The 13,769-nt window shown below is 72.6% G+C and carries 12 protein-coding genes and 1 riboswitch; of the genes, 7 read left to right on the top strand and 5 right to left on the bottom strand.

Annotated elements, in window-relative coordinates; genetic code table 11:
- Positions 1-136: 136 nt before the first annotated feature.
- Entirely contained in the window at positions 137-724 is a 588-nt protein-coding gene (locus ACGH2B_RS07725) for a helix-turn-helix domain-containing protein (RefSeq protein WP_399086087.1), read from the bottom strand.
- A 324-nt stretch (positions 725-1,048) separates the two neighbouring features.
- On the opposite strand from ACGH2B_RS07725, the gene ACGH2B_RS07720 reads away from it, so the two are divergent.
- The 6 genes from ACGH2B_RS07720 to def all read left to right on the top strand — a co-directional run bounded on the left by ACGH2B_RS07720 (position 1,049) and on the right by def (position 7,051).
- Positions 1,049-1,741, top strand: coding sequence for a sigma-70 family RNA polymerase sigma factor (locus ACGH2B_RS07720; RefSeq protein WP_399096799.1), 693 nt, complete (start codon positions 1,049-1,051; stop codon positions 1,739-1,741).
- A complete protein-coding gene (gene rsrA / locus ACGH2B_RS07715; RefSeq protein WP_399086084.1) occupies positions 1,738-2,163 on the top strand; it encodes a mycothiol system anti-sigma-R factor in 426 nt (141 codons plus the stop codon). The genes ACGH2B_RS07720 and rsrA overlap by 4 nt, the downstream gene beginning before the upstream one ends.
- A gap of 160 nt (positions 2,164-2,323) precedes the next feature.
- A complete protein-coding gene (locus ACGH2B_RS07710; protein ID WP_399086082.1) occupies positions 2,324-3,772 on the top strand; it encodes an HD-GYP domain-containing protein in 1,449 nt (482 codons plus the stop codon).
- A gap of 101 nt (positions 3,773-3,873) precedes the next feature.
- On the top strand, positions 3,874-5,073 hold the full coding sequence (locus tag ACGH2B_RS07705) for an HD-GYP domain-containing protein (RefSeq protein ID WP_399096797.1): 1,200 nt from the start codon (positions 3,874-3,876) through the stop codon (positions 5,071-5,073).
- Between the two features lie 282 nt (positions 5,074-5,355).
- Positions 5,356-6,342 carry a tetratricopeptide repeat protein gene (locus ACGH2B_RS07700; protein WP_399086079.1) on the top strand — a complete coding sequence of 329 codons (987 nt, stop codon included), beginning with the start codon at positions 5,356-5,358 and terminating at the stop codon, positions 6,340-6,342.
- A 67-nt stretch (positions 6,343-6,409) separates the two neighbouring features.
- On the top strand, positions 6,410-7,051 hold the full coding sequence (gene def / locus ACGH2B_RS07695) for a peptide deformylase (RefSeq protein ID WP_399086076.1): 642 nt from the start codon (positions 6,410-6,412) through the stop codon (positions 7,049-7,051).
- An 81-nt stretch (positions 7,052-7,132) separates the two neighbouring features.
- Here the strand turns inward: def and ACGH2B_RS07690 are convergent, their stop codons facing one another.
- Both ACGH2B_RS07690 and ACGH2B_RS07685 read right to left on the bottom strand, forming a co-directional pair.
- A complete protein-coding gene (locus ACGH2B_RS07690) occupies positions 7,133-8,194 on the bottom strand; it encodes a ribonucleotide-diphosphate reductase subunit beta (protein WP_399086073.1) in 1,062 nt (353 codons plus the stop codon).
- Positions 8,194-10,620, bottom strand: a complete 2,427-nt coding sequence (locus ACGH2B_RS07685; protein WP_399086070.1) for a ribonucleoside-diphosphate reductase subunit alpha — start codon at positions 10,618-10,620, stop codon at positions 8,194-8,196. Before ACGH2B_RS07685 ends, ACGH2B_RS07690 begins: the two co-directional genes overlap by 1 nt.
- 160 nt (positions 10,621-10,780) lie before the next feature.
- A riboswitch (cobalamin riboswitch) is annotated at positions 10,781-10,955 on the bottom strand.
- A 113-nt stretch (positions 10,956-11,068) separates the two neighbouring features.
- On the opposite strand from ACGH2B_RS07685, the gene ACGH2B_RS07680 reads away from it, so the two are divergent.
- Positions 11,069-11,662, top strand: a complete 594-nt coding sequence (locus tag ACGH2B_RS07680; RefSeq protein ID WP_399086067.1) for a Uma2 family endonuclease — start codon at positions 11,069-11,071, stop codon at positions 11,660-11,662.
- A gap of 82 nt (positions 11,663-11,744) precedes the next feature.
- Here the strand turns inward: ACGH2B_RS07680 and mctP are convergent, their stop codons facing one another.
- Both mctP and ACGH2B_RS07670 read right to left on the bottom strand, forming a co-directional pair.
- Positions 11,745-13,409, bottom strand: coding sequence for a monocarboxylate uptake permease MctP (gene mctP, locus ACGH2B_RS07675; RefSeq protein ID WP_399086064.1), 1,665 nt, complete (start codon positions 13,407-13,409; stop codon positions 11,745-11,747).
- A complete protein-coding gene (locus ACGH2B_RS07670; protein WP_399086061.1) occupies positions 13,406-13,666 on the bottom strand; it encodes a DUF3311 domain-containing protein in 261 nt (86 codons plus the stop codon). The genes mctP and ACGH2B_RS07670 overlap by 4 nt, the downstream gene beginning before the upstream one ends.
- Positions 13,667-13,769: the final 103 nt, after the last annotated feature.

The raw sequence follows: 13,769 nt of genomic DNA, 5'->3' as shown, positions 1-13,769 counted from the left end.
TGTCGTTCCACGCCGCCGGTCCGGCCGGGGAGGCCCGGCCACCGGCCGCAGCCCGGCCCCGCGCCCCGGGCTCACCGGCCTCCGCCCCGGCTCGCGGTCTCACTCCGCGCGCCCCTGTGCCACGAGCCCCGGGCCCTCACTCCGTCCGCCCCCGGGGCCGGGCGCGGACATGCATCCGTTCGCCCTGGCGGCCGAAGAGGCTGAGCAGTTCCACCGGCTTGTCGTCCGCGGGCCCGAACCAGTGCGGCAGCCGGGTGTCGAACTCGGCCGCCTCGCCGGCCTTCAGCTCGACGTCGCGGTCGGCCAGCAGCAGCCGCAGCCGCCCCGAGAGGACGTACAGCCACTCGTACCCCTCGTGGGTGCGTTGCTCGGGCGGGCCCGGGACCGGGTCGACGACGAGCTTGAACGCCTGGAGGGCGCCCGGTTGCCGGGTCAGAGGGACGAACGTCATGTGTGCCCGGCGCTGCGGCACCGCCCGCACCCGGGGGTCGCCGACCTCGGGGGCGCCGACCAGTTCGTCCAGCGGCACCTGATGGGCGCGGGCCAGCGGCAGCAGCAGCTCCAGGGTGGCGCGGCGGCGCCCGGACTCCAGGCGGGAGAGGGTGCTGACCGAGATGCCCGTCACCTCCGACAGCGCGGCCAGGGTCACCGAGCGCTCCTGCCGCAGCCGCCGCAGCCGTGGCCCGACCTCGCCGAGCACCCGTTCGTACGCGTCATCCGTCATCCCCCTATTGCCGAACCGGCAAGCCGCTTTGTCAACCGCCGCCCTCCGGCGCCCGCCGGGAAAAGACCGCCGGGGGCCGGGAATGCGGCGCGGGGCGTGGCTGTTGACCGTGGCGTAAGACGTCCGTACACCACTCGCGCAGTACGAGGAATGGGAGCCCGCCGCATGGGAATCGCCTGCCCCGCCCGTCCGGCCGCCGATCTGCGATGGCTGCAGACACAGGTACCTCAGGCCGCTCCGGCTGGAGCGGCGGCGGTCCGGGAACGTCGTCTATTCTCCGAATCGAGTGGATCCGCATCCGGATCCGTCACGGTGTTGGAGGAGGTGGGTCCGGTCACCGGTACCGACGCAGGGACCGACGGCGCGGCACAGGAGCACACCGCGGACCGGAAGGAGAGCCCCGCCGAGCGCAACGCACGCTTCGAGCGCGACGCCCTCACCTTCCTGGACCAGATGTACTCCGCCGCGCTGCGCATGACGCGCAACCCGGCCGACGCGGAGGACCTGGTGCAGGAGACGTATGCCAAGGCGTACGCGTCCTTCCATCAGTTCCGGGAAGGCACCAACCTCAAGGCGTGGCTCTACCGCATCCTGACCAACACCTTCATCAACTCCTACCGCAAGAAGCAGCGTGAGCCGCAGCGCAGCGCGGCGGAGGAGATCGAGGACTGGCAGTTGGCGCGCGCCGAGTCGCACATGTCCACCGGACTGCGCTCCGCCGAGTCGCAGGCGCTCGACCACCTGCCCGACTCCGATGTGAAGGCGGCGCTCCAGGCCATTCCGGAGGAATTCCGCATCGCGGTCTATCTCGCGGACGTCGAGGGCTTTGCGTACAAGGAGATCGCGGACATCATGGGGACACCCATCGGCACGGTGATGTCCCGTCTGCACCGCGGCCGGCGCCAACTGCGCGGCATGCTGGAGGACTACGCCCGGGAGCGCGGGCTGGTCCCGGCCGGGGCAGGGGCCGCCACGCAGGCACCGCAGCCGCACGACCGGAAAGGCTCGGGATCATGAGCTGCGGAGATCCGCACGACAAGGACTGCTCCGAGGTGCTCGACCACCTCTACGAGTATCTCGACCGTGAGATGCCGGAGGGCGAGTGCGAGAAGTTCCAGGTGCACATCGACGAGTGCTCGCCGTGCCTGGAGAAGTACGGTCTCGAACAGGCCGTCAAGAAGCTCGTGAAGCGCTGCTGCGGCCATGACGACGTCCCCAGCGACCTGCGGTCCAAGGTCATGGGCCGGATCGACCTGATCCGGGCCGGTGAGACCGTCCCCGAGGTCAGCGTCCTCGACCAGATCCGTCATGACGCGGCCCGGAGCGACGGCACCGCCGGCGCCCGGGACGCGGGAGGCGGGGCCGATGTCCCCGCCGCGTCCCCTGACGAAGCGGTGGGTTCCGCCGATGCACGTACCGAGGCAGCGCGCGCCGAATAACGCCGCGTATCACCCGAAGGGATGAGTGGCGGGGCTTTTCTCCGCGCTCGGCTCCTGATGCGCCGCCCTGTCCGCCCGGTCGCCTCTATCCTCGCCGCACCCCCCACACCGCACAGGACTCTGCGCGGAATCGGACCGTGGTTTCGGGGAGGAGGGCGCGATGCGGGCACTGCCGGCGGCGGCGCGCAGCTGTATCGGAGGCGCCGTACTGGCCGCGGTGGTGTGTGCCGCCCCGGCCGTCCGGCTCGGGCCCGGAGCCCCCTGGGCGGACGCCGCCGCCCTCGCCGCCCTCCACGCGGGCTGCGAGACGGCGCGCCACCGGCCGCTCCCGGGCATCCGCCTCCCGGCCGGTACCGGACCGTTCCTCACGGCCCTGCCCGTCCTGCTCGCCGGAGCGTTTCTGCTGCCCCCGCCGCTGGCCGCGCTGACGGCCGTCCCGGGCGCGCTGCTCGCCCCCGCCGAGGAGCCCGCGCGCACCGCCCGCCGTATCTGGCACGCCGCCGGGCTCGCCCTCGCCTGCTGGGCCGCCGCCCGGCTCTTCGCCGCCGCCGGGGCGGGCCCGCTCACCGCCCCGCGCTTCCCCTGGGTGCTGCTGCCCGCCCTCGCCGCCGCGGCGCTCTTCTGTGCGGTGCTCGCCGCCCTCGACGGCGCGGTGCGCGTCACCGCCGAGGGGCAGCCACCGCGCACCGCCTGGCGCGGTCTGCTGCGCGGCTCCCTGGGCCCGCACTTGGTGCACGGTCCGGCCGGGCTGATGGCGGCGGTGCTCTGGCGCAGCGCGTACGGGCCGGCGGCGGCGCTGCTGGTGCTGCCGCCGATGTACCTCTCGTGCTGGGCCTTCGCCCAGTACCACCAGGAGCGCGCCGCCCACCGGGCCACGGTCCGGGCGCTGGTGCAGGCCGTCGACATCAAGGACCGCTACACCCGCGGTCACGGCGAACGCGTCGGCCGCGCGTCGGCGCTGATCGCCCGGGAGCTGGGCCTGCCCGAGGAGCGTACGGAGGCGCTGCGGATCGCCGGGATCCTGCACGACGTCGGCAAACTCGGCGTCCCCACCCGGCTGCTGCGCAAGGACGGACCGCTCACCCCGGAGGAGCGGCGCCTGATCGAGCTGCACCCGGAGTACGGCCACGAGATCGTCCGCGGGATCGGCTTCCTCGGGGAGGCACGGGAGGCGATCCTCCACCACCACGAACGCCTCGACGGCCGTGGCTATCCCTACGGTCTCCAGGGCGCGCAGATCCCCGAGTGCGCCCGGGTGGTGGCCGTCGCCGACGCCTTCGACGCGATGACCTCCACCCGTTCCTACCGCCGGGCCAGGCCCGTCCCGGTGGCAGTCGCCGAGCTGCGTAAATGCGCCGGGAAACAGTTCGACCCGCGGATGGTGCGGGCGCTGGCCGCCGCCCTGGAGCGGCACGGCTGGCGCCCGGACCCGGTCATGCCGGCCGACCCCGCCCCCGAGCCGCCGCGCGGGGCGGGCGGTCCGCCACCGGGGCCGCAGCTCCCCGCGCCCGGCGCCCGCCACGGCGGTACGGGGACGCCGCGCGGCCGTCACGCCGCCCCGCGCGGCGGCCGGACCCGGCACCACTCCGGCCGGTCCGGTGACGCGTGAGCGGCCCGGCCGCCCGCCCGGACACCCTGCCGCCCCCGGGAGCGGCGCCCCCCGACGGCGCGCGGCGGGCGGCCCGGCCCGCACCGGGCACCGCGCTCGCCGTGGCGGTCCGTACGGCCGCGGCCGGGCTCGGCCTCTGGGCCCTCGTCCACACCCTCCGGTCCGGCCTCGCGCAGCCCGGTGTCGCGCTGGCCTTCGGGACGCTGATCGCCGTGGGGGAGCTGACCCGCCACGGGGCCACCGGGGCGCGGGCGCCCGAGGAGTGCGTACGGGCTCCCCTGGGGGCGGCGGCCGCGCTGGCGTACGCGCTGCTCGGTGAGGTGGCGGGCGTCCCCGCCGCGCACGGTCCGGCGCAGACCCTCGTGGTCGTCGGCGTCGCGGGGCTGGCCGGGACGGTCCGGCGGCCGGGTCCGGGACCGGCCTGCGACCCGCTCGTCCGGCACCTGCTGACCTGCGGTCTCGCCTCCGTCTGCGGACATCCGCTGTACGCCGCGGGGCTCTTGTCCTGCTGGGCGGGGCCCCTGGTGCTGTTCGGGCCGCCGGCGCTCGCCGCGCTGTGTGACGCGGCGCTCGCCGCGCTGTTCGTCCGGGCCCGCACCGGCCGCCCGTACGGGGCGCTGCTGGGCCGGGAGCTGCGGGCGTCCGGCGGCATCGGGCCGGCGGTCGGCGCCACCGGTGCGGTCATCGCGCTGGCCACCGCGGTCGCCGGACTGTGGGCGCTGCCGGTGTTCTCGCTGCCGCTGCTGCTGACGCAGTTCGCGCTGCGCCGCTTCGCCGCCGCCCGGGCCACCTGCCGCCAGACCATCGCCTCGCTCGCCCGCGCCACCGAGATCGCCGGGTACACCCCGCCCGGCCACGCCCGCCGGGTCGCCGCCCTCAGCCGGGCGGTCGGCGGTGAGCTGGGGCTGCGCGAGCCCGAGCTGGATCTGCTGGAGTACGCGGCGCTGATGCACGACATCGGGCAGCTCTCACTGGTCGACCCGGTGCCGTCGGGGGCGACCGCGCCGCTGCCGCCCGCCGAGCAGCGCCGGATCGCCCTGCTCGGCGGCGCCGTCGTCCGGCGGACCGGCGTCCCCGCCGAGGTCGCCGTGATCGTCGAGCGGCAGGCCGATCCGTACCACGAGCAGCCGGTCACCGCGCGCGTCGTGCGGACCGTCAACGCGTACGAGGACTGGGTGGGGCAGGCGGGCGGGGCGCCGGGGGCGCTGGAGCGGCTGCGGGCGGCGGGCGGGCGGGAGTTCGCGCCGGAGGTCGTGGCGGCGCTGGCGAGGGTGCTGGCCCGGGACGGCCGTACGGCGTGAGGCCCGGGGCGCCGCAGCCTTCCCCAGAGTTCCGCCCCTGGTGAACGCATCGGGGAACCCATGGGTAATGAGCGCCCGCCGAGATGGGCATGGTTGGATGCGAAGGAAGCCCCGTCGAGGGGATTCAGGGGGAGCACGCAGGGCAAGGGAGCCGCAGGGGCACCGGCGACGACGCCGAGGCCGACGGCGATCCGAGGCAGGCTGCCGGTGGGCCCCTCAGGTGGCCCCGGGCACCGCCCGGACCCACCTCCAGCGGCATCGAGCAACCAGCAGGCGGGAATCGTGAAGATCTTCGGCAAGGTACGGCACCGGCCCTCCGCCTCGTGGCGGCAGGCGACCGACCGGGCTTTCACGCTGATCGGCGACGGCCGTTACGACGACGCGGGCGCGCTGCTGACGCGCGCCGCCGACATGGAGCCGTGGCTCTCGGAGTCCTGGTTCAACCTCGCCCTGCTGCACAAATTCCGGCACGACTGGGAGCAGGCCAGGTCCGCCGGGCTGCGCGCCGTCGCCCTCCTCGACCGCTCCCCGGGCGCGCCCGACTGGTGGAACGTCGGCATCGCCGCCACCGCCCTCCAGGACTGGCCGCTGGCCCGCCGCGCCTGGCAGGCGTACGGCCTGAAGGTCCCCGGCGGCGGCGTCGCGCAGAGCGAGCCGTCCGGGATGCCGCTGGGCAGCGCCGCCGTCCGGCTCTCCCCGGAGGGCGAGGCGGAGGTCGTCTGGGGCCGCCGGCTGGACCCGGCCCGGATCGAGGTGCTGTCCATCCCACTGCCGTCCTCCGGGCGCCGCTGGGGCGAGGTGGTGCTGCACGACGGCGTCCCGCACGGTGAGCGGGTCACCGCCGCCGGGCCCTCGTACCCGGTCTTCGACGAGATCGAGCTGTGGGCGCCGTCGCCCGTGCCCACCTGGGTCGTCCTGCTGGAGGCCGCCACCGAGGCGGACCGGGACGCGCTGGAGCGGCTGGCGGCGGACGCCGGCTTCGCCGCGGAGGACTGGTCGTCGTCGGTGCGGCTGCTGTGCCGGACGTGTTCGGAGTCGAGCATGCCCAGCGACGAGGGCGACGGTGAGCACCTCGACCCGCACGATCACAGCGAGCCCGGCCACCCCGGGCCGCTCGGCCACCGCACCACGGGCTCCGGTTCGCTCTGGGTGCCCGAGCGGGAGTGCGGCATAGCGGCGCCCGCCGCCCTGGTGCGCGGGCTGCTGGACGGCTGGGTCGCGGACAGCCCCGACACCCGCGAGTGGCGTGATCTGGAAGAGGTCTGCTGACCGCCTCGGCACCCCCGTAGTCTGGAGGGCGACTACGTAAGGGTTCCAAGGAAGGCGTACGGCGGAGATGGCCCAGCAGCCTGTGTTTGATCAAGACGGTGAGCAGCGCGTGGACGAGTTCGTCGACGACACGACGGACGCGGCGGAGCGGGAGCGCGCCCACCGTGAGCGGGGCACGTCCCGGCCGATCACGGTTGTCGGCAATCCCGTGCTCCACAAGGAGTGCCAGGACGTCACGGAGTTCGGCGACGAGCTGGCGCAACTGATCGACGACATGTTCGCCAGCCAGCGCACCGCCGAGGGCGTGGGCCTGGCCGCCAACCAGATCGGTGTGGACCTCAAGGTCTTCGTCTACGACTGCCCGGACGACAACGGCGTCCGCCACGTCGGCGCGGTCTGCAACCCCGTCCTCGACGAACTCCCGGCCGCCCGCCGGGTGCTGGACGACTCCAACGAGGGCTGCCTGTCGGTGCCCGGCGCCTACGCCGAGCTGCCCCGCCCCGACTACGCCGTGGTCCGAGGCCAGGACGCGCAGGGCAACCCGATCTCCGTCGAGGGCACCGGCTACTTCGCGCGCTGCCTCCAGCACGAGACCGACCACCTCTACGGCTACCTCTACATCGACCGTCTCTCCAAGCGGGACCGCAAGGGCGCGCTGAAGCAGATGGCCGAGCAGGAGCCGCGCTACCCCGTCGTCGCCAACGACTGACCGGAGCGCCGGCCTCGTACGACGAGCGGCCCGTGGACGGAGTTCCGTCCACGGGCCGCTCGCGTATGTCTGCCGCCGGCTCTAGAAGTCGTCGTCGAAGGAGACCGAGCCCTCGACGGCGACCTGGTAGGCCGACGCCCGGCGCTCGAAGAAGTTCGTCAGCTCCTGGACGTTCTGCAGCTCCATGAAGGAGAACGGGTTCTCCGAACCGAAGACCGGCGCGAAGCCCAGCCGCTGGAGGCGCTGGTCGGCGACGCACTGGAGGTACTCGCGCATCGACGCGGTGTTCATGCCCGCCAGACCGTCACCGCACAGGTCGTGCGCGAACTGCAGCTCCGCCTCGACTGCTTCCTTCAGCATCGCGGTGACCTGCTGCTCCAGCTCCGCGTCGAAGAGCTCGGGCTCCTCGGCGCGGACGGTGTCGACGACCGAGAACGCGAAGTCCATGTGCATCGTCTCGTCGCGGAACACCCAGTTGGTGCCGGTGGCCAGGCCGTGCAGCAGGCCGCGGGAGCGGAACCAGTACACGTAGGCGAACGCGCCGTAGAAGAACAGGCCCTCGATGCAGGCGGCGAAGCAGATGAGGTTGAGGAGGAAGCGGCGGCGGTCGGCCTTGGTCTCCAGGCGGTCGATGGACTCGACGGAGTCCATCCACTTGAAGCAGAACTCCGCCTTCTCCCGGATGGACGGGATGTTCTCGACGGCGGCGAACGCGGCGGCGCGGTCGTCCGGGTCGGGCAGATAGGTGTCGAGCAGCGTCAGATAGAACTGGACGTGCACGGCCTCCTCGAAGAGCTGCCGGCTCAGGTAGAGCCGCGCCTCGGGGGAGTTGATGTGCTTGTAGAGCGTCAGCACCAGGTTGTTGGCGACGATCGAGTCACCGGTGGCGAAGAACGCCACCAGGCGGCCGATCAGGTGCTGCTCGCCCGGGGAGAGCTTGGCGAGGTCGGCGACGTCGGAGTGGAGGTCGACCTCCTCGACGGTCCAGGTGTTCTTGATCGCGTCGCGGTAGCGGTCGTAGAAGTCCGGGTACCGCATGGGCCGCAGGGTCAGCTCGAAGCCCGGGTCGAGGAGGTTCTTCGTGCCGGTGGTGGCGGTGTGGGCCGCGGCAGCGTCGGGGGTGGAGGGGGCGGTGTCGGGCATTACTGGCAGGCCTCGCAGGACTCGGGGTTTTCCAGGGAGCAGGCGACCGCTTCGGGGTCGGCCACCGGAAGCTGCGCGGGGACGGCCGCGCGGGCGGACTGCGCGATCCGGGTGGCCGGACGCGAGCGCAGGTAGTACGTGGTCTTGATGCCGCGCTTCCAGGCGTAGGCGTACATCGAGCTGAGCTTGCCGATGGTCGGCGACGCCATGAAGAGGTTCAGCGACTGGCTCTGGTCGAGGTACGGCGTACGGGCCGCGGCCATGTCGATCAGCGCGCGCTGCGGGATCTCCCAGGCGGTGCGGTACAGCGCCCGGATCTCCTCGGGGATCCACGGGACGTCCTGGACCGAGCCGTTGGCCTCGCGCAGCGCGTCCCGGGTGCGGGCGTCCCACAGCCCCAGCGCCTTCAGCTCCTCGATCAGGTACGCGTTGACCTGGAGGAACTCACCGGAGAGGGTTTCGCGCTTGAAGAGGTTGGAGACCTGCGGCTCGATGCACTCGTAGACGCCCGCGATGGAGGCGATCGTCGCGGTCGGGGCGATCGCCAGCAGCAGGGAGTTGCGCATCCCGGTCGCGGCGACGCGGGCGCGCAGCGCGGCCCAGCGGTCGGCCCAGCGCGGCTCGGCGTCCGGGTAGTGGTCGGGGTGGAGCACCCCGCGGGCGGTGCGGGTCGCGGCCCACGCCGGGTGCGGGCCGTGCCGCTCGGCGAGGTCGGCGGACGCCTCGTACGCGGCGAGCATGATCCGCTCGGAGATCCGGGTGGACAGCGCGCGCGCCTCGGGGGAGTCGAAGGGCAGCCGCAGCCGGAAGAAGACGTCCTGGAGCCCCATCAGGCCCAGACCCACCGGCCGCCAGCGGGAGTTGGAGGCCGACGCCTGCTCGGTCGGGTAGAAGTTGATGTCCACGACGCGGTCGAGGAAGGTGACGGCGGTGCGGACGGTGGCGTCCAGCCGCTCCCAGTCCATCGCGTCCTCCCAGCCGGCGCTCACGTCGCCGAGGTGGGCGGCGAGGTTGACCGAGCCGAGGTTGCAGACCGCGGTCTCGCCGTCGTCGGTGACCTCCAGGATCTCGGTGCAGAGGTTGGAGGAGTGGACGACCCTGCCGGGCTCGGCGGTCTGGTTGGCGGTGCGGTTGGCGTGGTCCTTGAAGGTCATCCAGCCGTTGCCGGTCTGCGCCAGCGTCCGCATCATCCGGGAGTACAGCACCCGCGCCGGGACCTGCTTGAGCGCGCGGCCCTCGGCCTCCGCCTTGCGGTACGCGGCGTCGAACGCGTCGCCCCACAGGTCGACCAGTTCCGGCGCGTCCGAGGGGGAGAACAGCGACCAGTCGGCGTCCGCCTCGACGCGGCGCATGAACTCGTCGGGGATCCAGTGCGCGATGTTGAGGTTGTGGGTGCGCCGCGCCTCCTCGCCGGTGTTGTCGCGCAGCTCCAGGAACTCCTCGATGTCCGCGTGCCAGGTCTCCAGGTAGACGCAGGCGGCGCCCTTGCGCCGGCCGCCCTGGTTGACGGCGGCGACGGAGGCGTCCAGCGTCCGCAGGAACGGCACGATGCCGTTGGAGTGCCCGTTGGTGCCGCGGATCAGCGAACCGCGGGCCCGGATACGGGAGTACGAGAGTCCGATCCCGCCGGCGTGCTTGGAGAGCCGGGCGACCTGGTGGTAGCGGTCGTAGATCGAGTCCAGCTCGTCCAGCGGCGAGTCCAGCAGATAGCAGGACGACATCTGCGGGTGGCGGGTGCCGGAGTTGAAGAGCGTGGGGGAGGACGGCAGGTACGACAGCGTGCTGGTCAGGCGGTACAGCTCGGCGACGTCGGCCAGCGCCCGCGCCGAGTCGTCCTCGGCGAGCCCGCAGGCGACGCGGAGCAGGAAGTGCTGCGGGGTCTCGATGACCTGCCGGGTGGTGGGGTGGCGCAGCAGGTAGCGGGAGTGGACGGTGCGCAGCCCGAAGTAGCCGAACCGGTCGTCGGCGCCGTCGGCCAGCGCCCGGGTGACGAGCGCGTCCAGCTCGGCGGCGTGGGTGGCGACGAACGCGGCGGTGGAGTCGGCGATCAGGCCCTCGCGGTGGCCGGTGGCGACCGACGCGGAGAACGACGTGGCGCCCTCACCCGCGGCCTCCTCGGCGATGGCGAGGGTCAGCAGCCGGGCGGCGAGCTTGGAGTACTGCGGCTCGTCGCCGATCAGACCGGCGGCGGCGTCGATCGCCAGCTCGCGTAGTCCGGCCTCGTCGGAGCCGGGGTGGCGGCCGCGGAGCGCGGCGGCGGCGACCTTGCCGGGGTCGGTGGCGGTCAGATCGGCGGTCAGCTCGGTCAGGGTGCGCAGCAGGGCGGTGCCGGGCGGGTCCTGGCCGGGCACGCCGGCGGGGAACGTGGCCGTCTCAAGCGCTGCGGCCTCGGCGTCGGTCGCGGACTGCGGTGGCGCGGTGGTCACGTGGTGCTCTCCCTCACTCGGCGGGGGCCGGGGGGAGGCGCGACGGACACGCACGGCGGGCGGCGGCACCCGGCGGCACACAGGCGCGGGCGCACGGGCGGCCCGCGCGGCGTCCACCGGCCCATCCCTCGGGGCCCGGACATCTCGACGTCCGGCCAGGCGGCGCGGACGTACCATCGGCAGGTCTTCGGACTCACGGGCACATCCCGGGCCGGGCCGGGCGATATCAAGGGATATCCATGTGCTCGTACACCGTTGCGGGACAGTTCCGGACTCACACCGGATTCCCCTGCGACGACAGCGAGGATGAGCATACATGTGGTGGTGACCTCTTGGGCGCACCCCCATATCTAGTGCGGTGCGGTGAGCGGGCGGTGGCTGTCGGTGGTCTCGAATATCGTCGGTATCGCAGCCCCCGCAGGGCTTGGCGACGCACGAGGAGGCTCCCGTGACCGCGCTCATCGACCGGCCGCACGGCACGCTCACCGGCTACTTCGAAGAAGCCGCCCGGATAATCGACAGGGCGGAAGAAGGCGTACGGCTGGAACTCGTCAACGGGAAGATCAGCAGCAAGGCCGTGGCGGACGGGGACCACGGGCGGATCATCCAGTGGCTGACACGCATCTGCATGCAGCACCGGCCGGAGCTGTGGCTCAACCCTGACCAGGGCCTGAAGGTGGAGACGTACCGCAGTGGCCGAGCGCGCCCGGACGGTTCCCTCGCGGCCGGCGAGGCGTTCGTGGGGCAGGGCGAGTGGGCCGATCCGGACTCCGTGCTGATGGTCGTCGAGGTCACCCCCCACGACTCCGACTCCGACACCGACCGCCGCGACCGGGTGGAGAAGCCCCGGGCCTATGCGGAGTCCGGCATCCCCCTCTGCCTGCTGATCGACCGGGAAACCTGCGAGGTGACCCTCTTCAGCGAGCCGGACGGCTCCCGCTACGAGGACGTCCACACCGTCCCGTTCGGCAAGGCGCTCCACCTGCCGGATCCGGTGAACATCACGCTGGAGACGGAGCCGCTCAAGGACTGGGTGAGCTGACGCCGCCGCCGTCCGCGGCAACAACAGCGGGCCGCCGCTTCCCGTGAGGAAGCGGCGGCCCGTGCGGAGCGGGTGCGGGGTGTCAGCGCCCCGCCGGCACCTCCTCCGCGGCGGCCGGCCGGTCCGCGGCGGCGCTCTCGTCGCCGGCGTCCGCGGTGTAGTCGCCGGGGCTGGTCTCGTCGGTGCCGTCGGGGGCCTTGAAGGCGCGGAGGACGAAGGTCAGGACGACCGTCACCACGACGTTGAGGACGAACGCGGTCAGGCCGATGTAGCCGATCTGGCCGATGCCGGGGATCTCCGCGCTGGAGCCGCCGAAGTGGGCCTGCGTCGGGCTGGCCACGCCGTAGGCGGCGAGCGTGCCGTAGATCATGCCGGCCGCCCAGCCGGCCAGCAGCGCCCAGCGGTGGAACCAACGGGTGAACAGGCCGCCGACCAGCGACGGCATGGTCTGGAGGATCCAGATGCCGCCCAGGAGCTGGAAGTTGATGGCGACGGTCTTGTCCATGCCGAGTACGAAGATCAGCGCGCCGACCTTCACCAGCAGCGACACCAGCTTGGCGACCTTGTGCTCCTGCTCGGGCGTGGCGCCGGGCTTGAGGAAGTCCTTGTAGACGTTGCGGGTGAAGAGGTTGGCCGCGGCGATGGACATGATCGCGGCGGGCACCAGCGCGCCGATGCCGATCGCGGCGAACGCCACGCCCGAGAACCAGCTCGGGAACATGTCCTCGAAGAGCTGCGGGATGGCGAGTTGGGCGTTGCCGTGGGTGTCCGTGCCCGCCTTGATCGCCATGAAGCCGAGCAGCGCGAGGAAGCCCAGCATCAGCGAGTACAGCGGCAGGATGGTGGTGTTGCGGCGGATCACGTTGCGGTTGCGGGAGGAGAGCGTCGCGGTGATCGAGTGCGGATACATGAACAGCGCGAGCGCCGAGCCGAGCGCCAACGTGGCGTACGCCCACTGGTTGTTGGGGCCGCTGGCCAGCTCACCGCGGGGTTTGCCGGTCGGCCCCGACTCGGCGAACGCCTTGCCCGCCGCGTGGAAGATCGCGTCGAACCCGCCGAGCTTGATCGGGATGTAGATGATCGCGACGCCGATGACCAGGTAGATCAGCCCGTCCTTGACGAACGCGATCAGCGCCGGTGCGCGCAGCCCCGAGGAGTAGGTGTACGCGGCGAGCACCGCGAAGGCGATCAGCAGCGGCAGGTCCTTGACGAACCAGTTGGTGTTCTCGCCGCCGCCGACGCCCATCACGTCCAGTACCGCCTGGATGCCGACGAGTTGCAGCGCGATGTACGGCATCGTCGCCAGGATCCCGGTCAGCGCGACGGCCAGCGACAGGCCCTTCGAGCCGAAGCGTCCGCGCACGAAGTCGGAGGTGGTGACGTAGCCGTGCTTGTGCGAGACCGACCAGAGGCGGGGCAGGAAGGTGAAGATCAGCGGGTACACGAGGATCGTGTACGGCACCGCGAAGAAGCCGGACGCGCCCGCCGCGTAGATCGCCGCGGGGACGGCCACGAAGGTGTACGCGGTGTAGAGGTCGCCGCCGAGCAGGAACCACGTCACCCAGGTGCCGAAGCTGCGGCCGCCCAGCCCCCATTCGTCGAGGTTGGCGGACTGCTCGGCCTTGCGCCAGCGGGCGGCGAGGAAGCCCATGACGGTGACGGCGATGAAGAAGAGGACGAAGACCGCGAGGGCGACGCCGTTGACGCCGCCGGAGCCGGACGCGGCGAGCGCGGAGGTGGGGATCACTTGACCGCACCGCCCTTACGCGCGCGGTTCTCCCGCTGGATGAGCTTGTACGCGGTCATCGTCAGCGCCGTGGAGATCAGCACCCACAGCATCTGGTACCAGTAGAAGAACGGGATGCCGATGAGCGTCGGCTCGATCCTCGCGTACGAGCCGACCCAGAGCATCGCCACGAACGGAGCGATCAGGCACAGTCCGGCCACCACACGCGTCGGTGTGACGACCGGTCCGGAGGTGGATATTCCGTCGTGCTCCGTCATGGCGGCTCCGTCCCTGGCGATCTCCTGCGATGGGCTGGAAATCTATGGCAGGTTCGCGTCAGCCGTCACTAGGTGTCCGCATATCGGTACGGCAACGACGGCC

Source organism: Streptomyces sp. BBFR2 (assembly GCF_044497305.1).
In the GTDB taxonomy this organism is placed as follows: Bacteria; Actinomycetota; Actinomycetes; order Streptomycetales; family Streptomycetaceae; genus Streptomyces.
The sequence above is the reverse complement of the archived record's forward strand: the minus strand, read 5'-3'. Positions and strand labels throughout refer to the sequence as shown.